Raw genomic sequence first — 15,157 nt, 5'->3', positions numbered from 1 at the left:
GGAAGCAATTTTGAGTAATCAGTTAAAAACATTAGAGATTTATTTAGAACCTGCCGATAACAAACGCCTTTCTTCTTTATGTGGCCCGTTTGACGAAAACATCAAACAAATTGAGCGCCACCTGGCTGTTGAAATAATTCACCGTGACAACTTCTTTAAAGTAACCGGTAAACTACACAACTGCGCCGGCGCTGTAGAAATCTTAAAAAACCTTTATGTTGATACTCAGCCAATTCGTGGTGTCTTAGGCGAAATAGAACCCGAAGCCGTTCATTTAGCTATTACCGAATCAAAAGCCCTAGAGCAAGATGCATCAAGCAGCGCTTACGGCAAAGAAATGGTGATTAAAACGCGCCGTGGTGTTATTAAACCACGTAACGACAACCAAGGTGTTTATGTGGCTAATATTTTAAACCACGATATTACCTTTGGTATTGGCCCTGCTGGTACTGGTAAAACCTACCTTGCAGTTGCTGCCGCCGTTGACGCCCTTGAGCGCCAAGAAATACGCCGTATATTATTAACGCGTCCTGCTGTAGAAGCCGGTGAAAAGCTTGGCTTTTTACCAGGCGATTTAAGTCAAAAAATAGACCCGTATCTGCGCCCTCTTTACGACGCTCTTTTTGAAATGCTAGGTTTTGAAAAAGTAGAAAAACTCATCGAAAAAAATATCATTGAAGTCGCCCCGCTTGCTTATATGCGCGGACGTACTTTAAACGATGCCTTTATTATTTTAGATGAAAGCCAAAATACCACCGCCGAGCAAATGAAAATGTTTTTAACCCGTATAGGGTTTAACTCAAAAGCGGTTATTACAGGCGATATAACACAGGTCGATTTACCTCGTGGCACACGTTCAGGCCTTCGCCATGCAATGGAAGTACTTGATGGCGTAAACGAAATTAGCTTTAACTACTTTAAAGCCCAAGACGTAGTACGCCACCCTGTTGTAGCACGCATAGTTGAAGCCTACGAGCGAAACGACGAAAGCGAGCGACTAAAGCGCATTGAAAAGCAAAATGCAAAAGACGCACTTGCAGCTCTTCAACAGCCTACTACTAAAGAGTAATACTTTGACAACCGAACTTGATTTACAAGTAGCCTGTGAGTTTGACAATCTCCCAAGCGAAGAGCAATTTGCACTGTGGGCCGACAAAGCCCTTAGCCAATACCGTGACGAGTCAGAACTCAGTATCGTTATTAGCGACGAAGCGCAATCGCAACAACTTAATAACGACTATCGTGGTAAAAATAAACCGACCAACGTACTGTCGTTCGAATTTGAAGCACCACCAGGAATAGATATTCCCTTGGTTGGTGATTTAATTATTTGCCCAGCCATTGTATTAGCTGAAGCAATTGAGCAAGAGAAGTCATTTCATGACCACTTTGCTCACATGGTTATTCACGGATGCTTGCATTTGCTTGGATTTGACCATATAAAGAGTGACGATGCTTTAGAGATGGAAAGCATCGAAAAGCAATTACTTGCAGAGCTAAACATAGCAGACCCATACCGGGACGATATTTAAATTAACGGAGCAATTAGACGCAATGAGCGACGGTAACTCGCAATCTAGCCAGGGTTCTTCTGGCAAAACGTGGTTGGGCAGAATAGCCCAAATGTTGCAAGGGGAACCCCAGAATAGAGAAGAGCTGGTCGAAGTTATTGCCGATGCGCAAGAACGAGACGTAATCGATCCTGAAACAAAAGAGATGATAGAAGGTGTGCTTGGCGTGTCTGAGCTTAAAGTGCGAGACATAATGGTTCCGCGCTCACAAATGATCACTCTTGAGATCGACAGCCCGCTTGAAGAGCTAATTCCAATGATGGTTGACTCAACTCACTCACGCTTTCCAGTGGTGATTGAAGACAAAGACCATGTAGAAGGTTTTTTACTCGCTAAAGATTTATTGCCACTGATCTTAAATAAAGACGAGCATTTACCATCAATACGCGATTATTTACGACCAGCAATGGTAGTACCTGAGAGCAAACGTGTTGATACACTGCTAAACGAATTTCGTCAGCAACGCTACCATATGGCTGTTGTTATTGACGAATACGGCGGCGTATCGGGCTTGGTAACGATTGAAGATATTCTTGAAATAATTGTTGGCGAAATCGAAGATGAGCACGACGAAGAAGAAGAACATCAAGATATTCGTCGACTTGCTAAACATGTTCACGTAGTGCAAGCACTCACACCTGTAGATGACTTTAACGAGCATTTTAAAACAGGCTACAGCACAGACGAAGCCGATACTATTGGCGGAACTGTACTGCACGCATTTGGCCATATGCCAAGCCGTGGTGAAACGATTGACATAGAAGGTTACCAATTTAAAGTAACCAACGCCGACAATCGTCGTATTTTGCAACTGCAAGTCACCGTTCCTAAGGCTGATGATAACGACAGTGAAGAAACTGCTAACTAGACTTACCCTATTAGCAAAAGATAAAAAAGCATGGCTCGCACTGGTTGCGGGCCTTGTTTTAACTTTTGGCTATGCTCCCTTTGAAATTTGGCCCATCGTATTTATTAGCCTTGGTGCCATAATTTTTTGCGTTAATCCCAATAATACCGGTAAAGCACACGCAAAAACCGCCGCTAAATATGGCTTTATATTTGGCCTAGGCTGGTTTGGTGCAGGTATAAGCTGGGTACATGTTTCTATTGCCACCTTTGGCGGTATGCCGCTTATAGCATCGCTCTCGTTAATGGCTTTTTTGTGCTCATACTTAGCATTATTTCCCGCACTTGCCTTTTGGGCAACTACACGCTTTGCCACTGGTCCTAAAAGCTTTGGCGCATTACTAATTGCCTGCTTTGCAATTAGTGAGTATTTACGTGGCACCGTACTTACCGGTTTCCCGTGGTTAAGTTTTGGCTACACACAAACCGACGGACCTTTAAGGCTGCTTGCCCCTTATATTGGCGAGTTTGGCTTAACCCTCGTGTGTATCGCTATTGGCTTTGCACTATATAAACTTACCCAAAAAGATTTTAAAACCCCGGCGGTTACTGCTACAGCTGTTGCGCTTATTTTTACAGGTGCAAACACCACTGGCAGTATTCATTACACAGATAAAAACATGTCAGTATTACTCGTACAAGGCAACATACAGCAACATCTGCGCTTTGAGCCAAGCGAGTTTTGGACCACAATGAGCAAATACCAAGACATGACACGCCCACATTGGGATGCCGACTTAATAGTATGGCCCGAAGCCGCAGTGCCTGAAATAGAAATGCTTGCTGATTCCTATCTAGCCAATTTAGACAGTGCAGCCTCGTTTAATAAAACCGCCCTTGTAACCGGTATTGTTGACTATCAGCGAGACACCAAAAACATATTCAATACACTTATTGTGGTTGGTAATAAAGAACGCGGCGACGAACATGGGCATTACCATTACCTTGATAAAAACCGCTATCAAAAACACCAGCTATTACCTATTGGCGAATTTGTACCGTTTCAAGACTTTTTGCGCCCTATTGCCCCATTATTCGATTTACCTATGTCGTCGTTTACCCGTGGCGACAAAGTGCAAAACAACTTACGCGCCAATGGCTATAACTTACTACCCGCTATTTGCTACGAAATTGTTTTTGCCGATTTAGTTCGCGGTAATTACAAAAGCGACTCCGACCTACTCTTTACAGTAAGTAACGATGCCTGGTTTGGCGACTCTATTGGACCTTTGCAACATATGCAAATAGCCCGCATGCGCGCGCTCGAACTACAACGCCCTCTAGTGCGAGTTACCAACAATGGCGTAAGCGCCGTATACGACCCAATAAGCCACACACAACAAACCATGCCTCAGTTTGAAGCTACCATATTGAAAGCCAACATTAAGCTTATAAAAGGCGACAGCGTGTACAGCCAATACGGCAATGTGTTTGTATGGGGATTTGTGTTGTTACTGGGAGTTATTGGGTTTGGGGTAAAACTGAAAGATAAAATAAATATTTAAAATTAAAGCGCGATAAGGTAATTATCGCGCTTTAATTTCAAGCTATAATAACTGCCTCAATTAATTGAAACTAAAGCTTTAACATTTGCGATATCAATTTTAATGCATCACTTCTTATACCTTCAAATTCATCATCATTTGCTTCTCGTGCTTCAGCTATTTGACTATAAATCACACGGGTATTTTCTGATTTAATATTTTTAATCAAAGACTGTACTTTATTTAGAGTCGATTTATTTAGAGCAAGTAATAAATCAGGGATATCATCGGCATTACTTGAAAACAAATACAACAAATTAGCGTCGCTGACAGAATCATTGCCATCAATAAATTGTAAAATAAGATTGTTCATAGGAGCTTTATAATTTTGGGGCTCACTACCAAAACGTCCAAATGAGCTAAAATTACTATAAATTTTCAATAGCGCAAACAAAGTACCATATGTAAAACAGGTACGTTGCTCAAATAAGTCGTTTATTATTCTTTCTGAAAAAAGATAGTTCATAAATGCACTACTTGGGTTTACTTTGTAACCCCTTACTGCAAATGATGTTAAAAGGTCAAAAGACTTTCTTGATGATTGGACATTAATCGCTTTTTCAAATAATTGTTTAGCGGTCGTTTCATCTTCAATTTCATTGTAAAGAATACACCAGCCATAGCGCTCAATGGAATCAAGCCAAAAGCTAGAAGTCTCATCATTTTCCACAGCAGCACATAAGTCAGTAATTGCTTGGTTTTTAATATGACGGCTACCACCATTCGCTATTTTATTTAACGTTTTAAAAACGTGCCTTTGTTTAAGCTTACTATTTTCAAGTCTGCCTCCTATTAAGGATCTACTTATATGCTCGTGTTTATAAAATGATAAAACATGATTTGGCACTCTATCTTTTGAAATATTCGTTTCTTTACTTTTTATACCTAAAAAAAGATCAATTAAGCGAAAGTGCTCTAAACAAGCTTTTATAAGTTCTTTATCTAAATTATCTTCCCGAGAAAAGTTATCTGTAATAAACTCATCTAATGGTTGGCTTTTAAAGGCTGTATTATTTAGTAACACTATCAGTGCATCGTAAATGGGTGGGTTATTATTTTTCAATACCTGAAGTAATACAAGATCGTAAAATAACACTTCACCGCACAATGCCAGCCAAGCAGATTTAATTTGCTCTTCAAGAGTATGCAATGCTCTAAATGAAGGTAACAATTTATTTATAAGTTGTAGTGGGCGCCTAGATACACCTGGCTTTAAAAGAACTTTTTGATAATACACTTGCGTATCATTATCTATTAACTTATTTTCTAACTCGGTTATTTCTTTAATAAAATTTGGTTTAGAAAAATCAAATCGTATTGGGCAAATACGCAGTAAAGTATCAGAAAACTCTGGGCGGTTTTCACCTGCAAAAATATAATCAATACCTTGCAGTTCTTCTAATCTATCTAACAGGCCAGCAAGCGCATGGAGGCTGTCTAGCGCCTTTTGATTACGATCGAGATCTTGGATTGTGACTAATAATCTTAAATTTGCTGCATTAATGGCATCACCTAAGTTTTTTAAAAGTGCATCTGGAGATGTAGGTTTATGCATAAACGCTGCAAATATTTTAGAAGACGTATTACCTGCATTCATAGCTGAAATATAGTGCGACGGTAAAGAGCGGAATTTACACATATCTATTTCTGTACCTAGTCCTATTAGCACTTCATCTAATACATATTGGATAATAGATTCAGCTTCAACACCCCACAGATCAATATTGCAGTGAACTAATTTAGGCAGTTCTTTTTTATTTTTTAGTTTATCAACTGCTAAATTTATTGCCGTTGTCTTCCCCACACCAAACGGTCCACATATTAAAATGCGTATACTCTTTGCTTGATTTTTCTCATCGCATAAAGTTTCTTCAATTTGTTTAGCGATATGCCGCGTTGAATCGTTGTTTTTTGGGTCATCAATACATAGAGGAGTTATTTTTTGCGTAATACGAACTTTTAAAAACTCAAGTGCAGGTAAAAATACTAATCCGACTATAAGAGGTAAATATAAAAGTATTAACTCTAAACTAATCAAAGAACCGGTTGCTCTAGATTCAAAAAACAACCAAATAGCAATAGTGCATGTTACTGATAGTATGAGAGAAGGGTATCGCCAATTAAATTGCCAATATCTTTTTGAATTATAGATAGAAAAGCTATCTGCTATTTTATTTACGGCTAAGCCTGCTAAAAATAATAATGTAGCGTAACCATACGAAGGTGTGAAATTTGAAGTATTAAATGTTTTGTGAAGAAGATTAGTCCAAGCGAGCCACAATCCTTGATTAATCGTTACCGAAGACATAATTAAAAACAAAATATAGGTAATAACACCATATAAAATTAATGTCGTATAACGAGAAAAAGTTACCATATTCATCCATGTACTCAATATTTACTTTTTTGTATGCTAACACGCCCTAATATAAACAGAAAAATAGTCTGAGCTACTTTATGTCACTTTAAGCATTAGCTTTTTCTAATTAATGTAATTCAATTGATAAGAGCTATAAGTCATCAATGCTAACTTCAACCTCCTGAGATAAGTCAGCTCTACGACTTTCAATAATTTTAGCTAATTCATAGTCATCAAGCTGATCCATTATCAATTCATACATTTGTGCAGGAACTAAATAAGCAACTGTCTTATTATATTTCGAAATTTCGATGCTCTTTCCACCAGCTTTATTTAAGAGCGCAATTGGATTTTTTCTCAGTTCTGAAATACTTGCTGAACAATCAGCTAATAACGCTTTCATAAAACACCTGATAAAGTTAAACCTGTACTTAATTTTAAGTTTTTTAACTCAATCTGTATATTCTTATAATTACTTTACTCTTTCACTACATCTACAACCGTTTCAACATTCACCGGTTGATTCAAGCTACCTCGAATCACCACCGTCGCTGATATTTTATCTTGAATTGCTTGTCTGTTTGGGTCCCAATATATCTGCAGGAACCCCAATAAACCCGTAGCAAAACCTGCACCGTAGCCGCCGTAGCGACCAAAACAGTCTAATAAACCTAATGGATCACCGCTTAGGGCAACTACGCGGATGTTACATGCTTTTTTACCTGGTGTTTGGCCACGCCAAAGCAGCGAGAACAACGTAAAGTAAACCGCAGCCCAGCCAAAACCCAAGCCTAGGTCTTGAATAATGCCTTTGCTCCACTGCAAAATACTATTTGTGGTTGTTTGTGCAGGTTTTTCTTCTATTAACTGTGCAGGCTTTATTTCGTTATTTTCACTGAGTACTAACAACTGTAAAAACACGGTAGCAAGTTGTGGGCTTTGTAGGTCATCCATTTTTGCTAATTTGGGTACTTCCCCTATTAAATTATCAAGCGCATTTTGTTGGCAAGGTTGATCACAGCTCTCATCGGCTGTTTGCGCTAAATAAGTATTTACCCGTTGCTTTTCTGTGGCGGTAAGCTGAATTTCATCTTGTATTTTTACGCCCTGAACAGCCAAACCTTGATCAGCGTTATCGTCTTCTAGGTAATCTATGCCAATTGAAAGCATAGTAAGTGCGCTTACAAATAAAATACTTGCTGCCGTTACTTTTAAGATTCTTCGCCACACACTCGACATTTTTGGGAGGTATTGCTGAGCCGTACCTTTATAAAAAGCCATGGCAGCAACAAATGCTATTAAAGCCGCGCTGAGCTTGGCTGCTAAAAATATCAGTGCAACATCAATAATAATCGCTAATGCACGCCTACTAGGTGTAGCCAAAGGCAAGCCTAGTAAAGCACTGTCAATTTTAAAGGCGTAGGGTGTAATAACTTCTCGGGTTTCAGAATTTGATAATTCTAATTGTTCTATCTCTTTGGCTTTCATTTTTTTTCTTGTTATTAAAATAGGTAACCCGGTTAACTTACGCGTTTTTTATTTTTTGCTCAAGGTAAAGCTAATAGAATCAGTGCACAAAAAAGGGCTGCATAAAATGCAGCCCTTTATGTTTTTACTCAATGTTTATTACTTACTAGCAATTATACCGTTGGATAATCGGTGTAGCCTTGCTCTGCACCACCAAACAAAGTGTCGGGGTTGTGGCTGTTAAGAGGCTTGCCTTGCTTTAAGCGGGCTGGTAAGTCTGGGTTTGATACAAACGGGCGACCAAAACCAATCATGTCGGCCCAGCCTTGGCTAAGTGCTTTGTCTGCGCGCTCTTTTGTGTACTTGCCTGCGTAAATTAATACACCGCTGTAGGCTTTACGAATGGCGTGTTTAAACTCAACACTCATTAAAGGTGCGTCATCCCAATCGGCTTCGGCTATATGTATATAACCTACACCGGCTTTATTTAATGCCTCAGAAACCGCTAAGTAAGTTTCCTCAGGGTTTTCGTCTACTGTGCCATTAAGGGTTGTTAACGGGGCAAGTCTTACGCCTACTTTGCTGCTACCAATTTCGTCGCTAACAGCATTTACCACTTCAATTAAAAAGCGTATACGGTTTTGCACGCTGCCACCATATTCATCGGTGCGAGCATTTGACTCTGAGTCTAAAAATTGGTTAATAAGGTAACCATTTGCAGCATGAAGCTCTATGCCATCAAATCCTGCATTAACTGCATTTTTAGCAGCTTGACGAAATTCGCCTATGACTTGCGTAATATCTTGTTTGCTCATCTCGCGTGGTAACTGAGTATCTACAAAACCCGGTGTGCCGTTTGTATCTACAAATACTTTTACGTCTTTTGCAGCAATGGCCGAGGCTGAAATAGGCTGCACGCCACCGGTGTTGTCACTGTGAGTTACGCGACCAACATGCCAAAGCTGAGCAAACATCACGCCACCAGCGCTATGTACTGCGCTTGTTACTTTACTCCAGCCTGCAACTTGCTCATTTGAATAAATACCCGGAGTCCAAGCGTAACCTTTACCAAGCTCACTAATTTGCGTACCTTCGCTTACAATTAGCCCGGCACTTGCGCGCTGTGAGTAATATGTTGCCATTAAGTCGTTAGCTATATCGCCGGGCTGTGTTGAACGCGAGCGGGTCATTGGGGGCATAACAATACGGTTTTTTAATGTTTTACCTGCAAGTTCTATTGGTTCAAAAAGTAATATCATAATGCCTCCTAAGTTTGATTGCGCTCATAATAACGTAACCAAGCACCTGCAAAAACAACAGAAACTGCAAAATAGTTTTGTTGTATCTGCAATAAAGCCACAAAGTAAAACACATTAACTTTAGGTGAACTAAATGTATTTTATTGACTCATAACAGCACTATTATGTTGAGGGTTTGATGTGAATAAAGGGAATGCATGGCCGTGGGTTATCTCGTTTTGTATACACGCTATTGTGTTGTACTTTTTGTTTTCGCAATCTATTAAAGTTGAGCCGCCAAAGGAAAAGGAAAGCGCAATAATACAGGCCTATGTTACAGTTAATTTAGCTAGCCTACCTAGGCCAAGCCCAGTTGTTACAACAACCAATGCGCCCGATATAAAACCTGTAAATACTAAAACAGATGCACCAAATGCAGCGACCTCTAACACTACACCTATAAAAAAAGATTTTACAAAAACCAAAGTAAAGGTGACTAAAAAAATAAAAGCCAAAACCACCACTTTACAAAAGGCACAAACAGAGCTTAAAAATGACTCTGTTAAACCTACTGAACCCCAGTCAGCTGCGCCTTCAGACCCTCCAACAAAAGCTTCTCAAACATTTAAAAAGCTAAATCCATATGCGCCGCTATTTGGCTCACCTGTAAATAATATGACTCATAAAAAAATGGTCTCCTTTGGTGAAGACAATGGCTCTGCAAGTGATGAGATAAACAATAAGCCGACTATTAAAACGCCAGTAAAATCTGACAACTCAGAAGTTATTAGCCAAAATACAACAGGCACACGACGATTAGAAAAATTTAACGGTAAATGCTATTTAATTGATACTTCAACCGTATTTGGTAGTAATGGCATGCCTCAAGGTAGCGGTAAACCCTGTCCTGAGGATAAAACTGATAAAGAAATTATGTTTGAAAAAATCATGAAAAAATGGAGCAGTAAAAATAATTAGCTTTAAATAAGTGAACAAATAATATGTTTATCCGTATTGATAAGCTTAAAGTATTTAGGAGTAAGCCATGATCACCAAACAACTATCATCACTTTTTGTATTTAATTTATTAGTTGTAAGTGCACAAGCGAATGCAAACCAGCGCTGGTACGTTGTTAACGACTCAGTAATGGGTGGGGTATCAAATAGCCAAGTAAACCAAACTGCTAAAAGTTTAATATTTGAAGGGAATATATCGCTTGAAAACAACGGTGGTTTTGCATCAATACGTACAGAGTTAAATACACAAAGCCAAAATACTAAAGCTATAGCGCTGCGTGTTAAAGGCGATGGACAAACCTATCAGCTTAGGCTCAGAACTACCAATTACCTTGATGGCGCAGCGTACACCCACTCATTTAAAACAGTAAAAAATGAATGGGTAGATATAAACTTTGCTCCGAGTGATTTTACTTTAACGTATCGCGGTCGCGTGCTTGAGCAGCAGGTTATTATTGATCTTGACGATATAAAACAGCTAGGCTTTATGATTGCAGGCAAACAAGAAGGTAAGTTTAAACTTGAAGTGGGTAAAATTGAGTTTAAAAGCTAGCCCACCAGCATGTTGGTGGCGCTAAATAGTATAGTCGTCGCCCCGCCTTTTCATTTCACTAATAACCAGCTCAACCATTTGTTGTTTTATTGCTGCTTGTTCTGACTTTAACTCCCCTAATTGCAGCTCTAACATATCTATTTGATCTTGCTGTTGCGTGTTTTTATATTTTTTTGCACCTAGGTGCTCTGCATCTAAAGTTAAACTCGTATCACTTTTATTTAGCTCACTTGCAGAAGTATTTATAGTTAAACTGCGTTGTACGGGACTTTGTTTAAGTTTGTTAATTTGTTCTTGCAGCGCAATAACTCGTCCAGTGAAGTGTTTATATACTTTTTCAAGGTTTTTATATTGATTGCTAAACGTAGCGTTATCTTCACTGTATTCTTGCGCTTTGGTATCTAAAAACTTTGATAACACATATTTTGGCTCTTCCTCATTTTCTTCCTCGCTCTTTTCTTCACTCGCTTTTTCAACAGCTAGTTTATCTGATTGCGCTGAAAGTTGAGTATTTGAGCTGTGTACTTGGTATGGAATGGGAGCCGCTGAAACCTTCATTATTTTGTCCCTAAAATAGTTTACCTTTTTATAGGTATCGACCTCGTATTAAAATCCTTGAGTAAATTTTATTGTTAGCTAAAAGCAAAAAGCCCCACTTTATTAAAGTAGGGCTTATACCAATTTATTAAACTAACTCGTTGCTTACTTAGTGCTTTGGTTATCTTGTGAGAGCGCAATAAGTGCAAGTGCCGCATTTAGGCGGGTATTTAAATTATTATAAATAGTCATGCCAAACACACCAATAATACAAACCATTAAACCCATTTGTAGGTTAACGCTCATCTCTAGTAAAAAAACAGCTGCAACGAGTAAGCACAGCGCTAATGCATAAATAATAGATTGAAAGGTAAAGTTAATATCACCCTTGGCTATTTTAAGTAATTCGTCTTTATTCATAACTTACTTCCTTGTTATTTAATTTAATCACTCAGACTCAATTGCCAGTAACTCTACTTCAAAAATAAGTACTGAGGCAGGAGGAATACTCCCTACACGCTTTTCGCCGTACGCTAATTGGTGCGGTACATATAACGTGTATTTATCGCCCGGGCTCATAAGTTGTAAACCCTCAGTCCAGCCTTTAATAACTTGATGTAAACCAAAGCTAATCGGTGTTTTACGCTCTACTGAGCTGTCAAACACAGTACCGTCGATTAGTGTGCCGTGGTAATGCACGTTAACTATACTTGTTGGGCTCGGTGTGTTCTCACTCTCACCTTTATGCACTATTTTGTACTGTAAGCCTGATGTGGTTTCGACTACACCCTCTACCTTTGCGTTAGCGGCTAAATAGTCTGCACCTATTTGTGCATTTATGCCTGCTTGTTGTTTTGCTTTTTTACTATTTTGAAATATTAAAAAACAAAAAATGGCGATAACTACCGCCAAAATTATATTAATCATCATTAACCTTTTTCGTTGTCTAGCTTTTCGTTGTCTAGCTTTTCATTATCTGGCTCTTCGTCTTTTTCGTCGTCATCATCGCCATTTACTATGTCGGCAATTTCTTTAAGACGAGCAAGTGCAATACCGTTTACTGAGTTTTCTGGATACTGGTCATCAATAATATCGCCAGCTTCTATATCCATTAATAAGTTAAGCGCTTGGTCTACGGTTTCAACTGCGTAAATATTAAATTTACCCGCATCAACCGCATTAAGTATTTCATCATCAAGCACTAAGTTAACTTGGTTTGATTTAGGAATGATAACGCCTTGCGAACCTGTTAAACCACGCATTTTACACAGTTTAAAAAAGCCTTCTATTTTTTCGTTTACGCCGCCAATGGCTTGTACATCACCATGTTGGTTAATAGAGCCTGTAAGCGCAATTGATTGGCTAATAGGTAGGCTTGTAATAGACGAAATAAGCGCACACAACTCTGCTAAAGATGCGCTATCACCATCTATGTAGCCATAGCTTTGCTCAATAGCAATATTAGCGCTAAGCGTTAAACTAAAGTGCTGCGCGTATTTATTTCCTAAATAACCGGTAAGCAACATAACGCCTTTTGAGTGAATTGCTTTACCAAGCTCAGCTTCGCGTTCAACATCTATTACGCCATCGGCGCCCGCATAAACCGTTGCGGTAATACGTGCAGGTGTACCAAACGAGGTATCGCCAATGTGCAGTACCGTTAGGCCATTCACTTTGCCAATGGCTTGACCGCTAGTAGCAATAAGTGTGTGCCCTTCTTTTATATCACTGAGCATATTTTCGCTAATTTGGCCGGTACGGTATTGCTTGCCTTCAATGGCTTCGTCAATATGGTGCGCGTCAATAACGGTTAATTTATCTTGTTTTGCGTAGTAACTCGCTTCTGCAATAAGTTCAAGCACATCAGCAAAACGCGCTGATAATTTATTTTGATGCTCAGCTTGGCGGTAACTAAATTTAAGTAAACGCACCATAGCAGCCTGCGTTGCAGTGCACTTTAATGTTTGCTCGCAATACTCGGTTACTTTAGTAATAAACTGATATTGCAATTTATCGCTACTTGGCAAGTAGTAATCAAAGTCGGCCAATACTCTAAATAGCTCTGCAAATTCTTCGTCATATTCACCTATGGTGTAGTACAGCTCACGCGAACCTAATAAAATAATTTTAACATCAAGCGGTATAAGCTGCGGGCGAAGTGTAAAGCTAGTGCCTACTGTGCTGTCTTGATACGGTAAGTCGTTTTTAATTTGATGTGTTTTTAACGCGAGTTTTAAACCATCCCACACTTGTGGGTTTGCCATGATTTTTTCAGCGTCCATAATTAAATAGCCGCCATTAGCACGGTGCAATGCACCAGCCTGAATTGAGCGATAACAAGTAATTAAAGAGCCTTGCGAAGTTGAGTACTCTATTTTGCCAAATATATTGCCAAATGTTGGGTTAGGCTCGTACACAACCGGTGCTGCGTCGTCCTCTTTAAACTCAACTAAAATGTTAGGTGCAAAAAAGTCGGTAAGCATGCCTTTACGATCAAAGTCTTCTTTGCTTTCTTCACTTTCATCTTCGTCATCTAGCCATTCAAGTACCGCGTCTATAATTTCAACGCGTATATCTTTTAAATAACGCAGTACGCCAATGTGAGTTGCGTATTTATGTTCTAAGTCTTTTAAAAGTGGCTTAGTGGCTTGCTCTGCAGTCGACTTTTTAAGATTGCGTTGTTTTTCTTTTGATTCGCGTTTCCAACGTGGCAGCTCTATTAACGCTTCTATTAATGCATCTTCGAGTTTTTCTATTTTTTCAAAAAATTCTTCACGCAATGTTTCTTCAAGTTCGCCAAATTCACTGTCGCTTAACTGTTTACCATCAACAAGTGGTGCAAACCCTACAGAATTTTTTTCTTCGACTAACGCAACGCTTTGTTCAAGTGCGGCAATTTCTACTGCGGTAATAGCACTATCGTAGGCATCGTTAAACTCACGATCGATTGATTTTTTCTTACGCTGATACGCTGGGTTATCAAATGCAGCAGGAAAGGTGTCGAGTACTTCATCTAAAAATGAATCTATGTCGTCACTAAGTTGCTTACTTTGGCCCGGTTGCATAAACAGCGCAATAGGTTCTCTGTGGTCATCGTAATTATTTACGTATAACCATTCGTTTGGCGTTGAGCGGTCTTTTGCGTGTTGTTTAAGTTTGTCTTTAACAAGCGTAAAGCGCCCGTGAGCGGCCTCGCCCATTACATAAACGTTGTAACCCGGCAGTTCCATCCCTAATGAAAAGTCTAAAGCACTTTGGGCGCGTTGTTGGCCTATAAACGTAAGTTGCTCTGGGTATGGATTGCTCATACACGTGTTTACGTGATTAGTAGAAATACTCGGTGCGAGCTTTGAAACAGATAGTGGCAGCAATTTTTTCGTCATTCTAACTTCTTTTTTTACCAGCATATTCGCTGGCCTTTGGGCGTATTAAGTGGCCCGCAGCCACTTAATACTTATATTTAAGGGTGCAGTGCCTTACGACTAAAATAGATTCCATCACACTCAATACACGGTGTAATTTGTGTAGCGTGATAAACATCGTAACTATGGGTGCAATTCTTACATACTAATGTGCCCATGGCTATCCATTCGCCTGCGTGATACACACCATTGTGCTTAAAATCTTGACTAAGAGATTGCCACTCAAGTTGAGTTTTATCTTCTATGTGCGAAAGTTCAAACCAAAGAGACTCTTTAAGCTCTTGCCATGCAAGCGAATTATAGTGTGATTCGTTTTCTTGGACATGTTCTATATCGCGCTGTAAGTAACTTTTGTATAACCCGTACTTTTCTTGTCCTAAATCTTTAAGTGCCTGCTCAGATTCAACAAACCGAGTAACTGTATCTTTTACTTCGTGATCTTTTACATCTTTTAGCCAGTTGGTTAAATCGCTGAGCCATGCTTTATAATCTGCCATTTTATACTCCTTCAAAATTGCTGTTAAATCACCCTATAACTTAGAT

General features: G+C 39.3%; 15 protein-coding genes. 6 read left to right on the top strand and 9 right to left on the bottom strand.

Annotation, left to right across the window (positions count from 1 at the left end; translation table 11 throughout):
• The first annotated feature begins 10 nt into the window (after nucleotides 1-10).
• From BW142_RS10410 to lnt, 4 genes are read left to right on the top strand one after another with little or no spacing between them, the layout of a single operon-like run.
• On the top strand, nucleotides 11-1,069 hold the full coding sequence (locus BW142_RS10410) for a PhoH family protein (RefSeq protein ID WP_076924826.1): 1,059 nt from the start codon (nucleotides 11-13) through the stop codon (nucleotides 1,067-1,069).
• A 4-nt stretch (nucleotides 1,070-1,073) separates the two neighbouring features.
• On the top strand, nucleotides 1,074-1,532 hold the full coding sequence (gene ybeY / locus BW142_RS10405) for an rRNA maturation RNase YbeY (RefSeq protein ID WP_076924825.1): 459 nt from the start codon (nucleotides 1,074-1,076) through the stop codon (nucleotides 1,530-1,532).
• Nucleotides 1,533-1,554: 22 nt separating this feature from the next.
• A complete protein-coding gene (corC, locus tag BW142_RS10400) occupies nucleotides 1,555-2,439 on the top strand; it encodes a CNNM family magnesium/cobalt transport protein CorC (protein ID WP_007585597.1) in 885 nt (294 codons plus the stop codon).
• Complete coding sequence (lnt, locus tag BW142_RS10395) at nucleotides 2,420-3,982, top strand: apolipoprotein N-acyltransferase (protein ID WP_171972325.1); 1,563 nt, start codon at nucleotides 2,420-2,422, stop codon at nucleotides 3,980-3,982. The genes corC and lnt overlap by 20 nt, the downstream gene beginning before the upstream one ends.
• Nucleotides 3,983-4,052: 70 nt before the next feature.
• On the opposite strand, the gene BW142_RS10390 is transcribed toward lnt, so the two are convergent.
• From BW142_RS10390 to BW142_RS10375, 4 genes are all read right to left on the bottom strand, one after another.
• Nucleotides 4,053-6,398 (bottom strand): P-loop NTPase fold protein, encoded by a 2,346-nt coding sequence (locus BW142_RS10390; RefSeq protein WP_171972324.1) that lies wholly within the window; start codon nucleotides 6,396-6,398, stop codon nucleotides 4,053-4,055.
• A 133-nt stretch (nucleotides 6,399-6,531) separates the two neighbouring features.
• Nucleotides 6,532-6,783 (bottom strand): type II toxin-antitoxin system Phd/YefM family antitoxin, encoded by a 252-nt coding sequence (locus BW142_RS10385; RefSeq protein WP_076924822.1) that lies wholly within the window; start codon nucleotides 6,781-6,783, stop codon nucleotides 6,532-6,534.
• A gap of 74 nt (nucleotides 6,784-6,857) precedes the next feature.
• Nucleotides 6,858-7,868, bottom strand: coding sequence for an RDD family protein (locus tag BW142_RS10380; protein WP_076924821.1), 1,011 nt, complete (start codon nucleotides 7,866-7,868; stop codon nucleotides 6,858-6,860).
• A gap of 152 nt (nucleotides 7,869-8,020) precedes the next feature.
• On the bottom strand, nucleotides 8,021-9,106 hold the full coding sequence (locus BW142_RS10375) for an alkene reductase (protein ID WP_076924820.1): 1,086 nt from the start codon (nucleotides 9,104-9,106) through the stop codon (nucleotides 8,021-8,023).
• A gap of 180 nt (nucleotides 9,107-9,286) precedes the next feature.
• Between BW142_RS10375 and BW142_RS10370 the strand changes: the two genes are divergently transcribed.
• A complete protein-coding gene (locus BW142_RS10370) occupies nucleotides 9,287-10,063 on the top strand; it encodes a hypothetical protein (RefSeq protein ID WP_076924819.1) in 777 nt (258 codons plus the stop codon).
• 67 nt (nucleotides 10,064-10,130) lie between these two features.
• Nucleotides 10,131-10,655 (top strand): CIA30 family protein, encoded by a 525-nt coding sequence (locus tag BW142_RS10365; protein WP_076924818.1) that lies wholly within the window; start codon nucleotides 10,131-10,133, stop codon nucleotides 10,653-10,655.
• 21 nt (nucleotides 10,656-10,676) lie between these two features.
• Here BW142_RS10365 and BW142_RS10360 read toward each other — a convergent pair whose 3' ends face one another.
• From BW142_RS10360 to BW142_RS10340, 5 genes are all read right to left on the bottom strand, one after another.
• A complete protein-coding gene (locus BW142_RS10360; protein WP_076924817.1) occupies nucleotides 10,677-11,213 on the bottom strand; it encodes a hypothetical protein in 537 nt (178 codons plus the stop codon).
• A gap of 144 nt (nucleotides 11,214-11,357) precedes the next feature.
• On the bottom strand, nucleotides 11,358-11,612 hold the full coding sequence (locus BW142_RS10355) for a hypothetical protein (protein WP_076924816.1): 255 nt from the start codon (nucleotides 11,610-11,612) through the stop codon (nucleotides 11,358-11,360).
• A 27-nt stretch (nucleotides 11,613-11,639) separates the two neighbouring features.
• Nucleotides 11,640-12,119: an FKBP-type peptidyl-prolyl cis-trans isomerase gene (locus BW142_RS10350; protein ID WP_076924815.1), complete on the bottom strand. Its 480-nt coding sequence runs from the start codon at nucleotides 12,117-12,119 to the stop codon at nucleotides 11,640-11,642.
• Nucleotides 12,120-12,121: 2 nt separating this feature from the next.
• A complete protein-coding gene (locus BW142_RS10345; protein WP_253188816.1) occupies nucleotides 12,122-14,575 on the bottom strand; it encodes an ATP-binding protein in 2,454 nt (817 codons plus the stop codon).
• Between the two features lie 77 nt (nucleotides 14,576-14,652).
• Nucleotides 14,653-15,111, bottom strand: coding sequence for a hypothetical protein (locus BW142_RS10340; protein ID WP_024598225.1), 459 nt, complete (start codon nucleotides 15,109-15,111; stop codon nucleotides 14,653-14,655).
• Between the last annotated feature and the right edge of the window lie 46 nt (nucleotides 15,112-15,157).

This window comes from Pseudoalteromonas sp. EB27, from assembly GCF_001974875.1.
In the GTDB taxonomy this organism is placed as follows: domain Bacteria; phylum Pseudomonadota; class Gammaproteobacteria; order Enterobacterales; family Alteromonadaceae; genus Pseudoalteromonas.
The sequence above is the reverse complement of the archived record's forward strand: the minus strand, read 5'-3'. Positions and strand labels throughout refer to the sequence as shown.